This is a genomic window from Pseudoalteromonas rubra (assembly GCF_005887095.1).
GTDB classification, from domain to species: Bacteria; Pseudomonadota; Gammaproteobacteria; order Enterobacterales; family Alteromonadaceae; genus Pseudoalteromonas; species Pseudoalteromonas rubra_E.
In genome coordinates this window covers 1-436 of sequence record NZ_PNCI01000142.1, presented here as the reverse complement: position 1 = coordinate 436, position 436 = coordinate 1, and the positions used below count along the sequence as shown (strand labels likewise).

Below are 436 nucleotides of genomic sequence, written 5' to 3'. Positions count from 1 at the left end.
TGAATAATCCGCTGAGTTATACGGATCCGAGTGGGTATATTTTTAAGAAGATAGGGAAGTTCCTTAAGAAGAACTTTAAATCTATCATGGCGATAGCAGGGGCATATGTAGCGTTCGGCCTGGTTACCAAAGCCTGGACGTTTGGGGCCATGGCAAAGGTTGCGGCGAGCAAGGCGGTGTTGGGCGGTATGGCCGCAGGGGCAGTGAGTGGTGCCATATCGACAGGCTCGCTGGAAGGGGCATTGACTGGTGCGGTGAGTGGCGCCATTCTGGGTATGGTCGGCGGCGCCGGACTCAGTGGCATAGAAGCCGTTGCAGCCAGTGGTCTGGTCGGCGGTGCAATGTCCGTTATGCAGGGCGGCAAGTTCGGTCATGGATTTGTCAGCGCTGGCGTGGGCTCTGCCACTGGTGGTATGTTTGGTAAAGGCCCAGTGAA

Annotated in this window: 1 protein-coding gene; it reads left to right on the top strand. The window is 56.0% G+C overall.

Annotated features, from left to right (window positions below; all coding sequences use genetic code 11):
* On the top strand, positions 1 to 436 hold a 436-nt coding region (locus tag CWB99_RS24335; RefSeq protein ID WP_432760839.1), incomplete at both ends, for a hypothetical protein.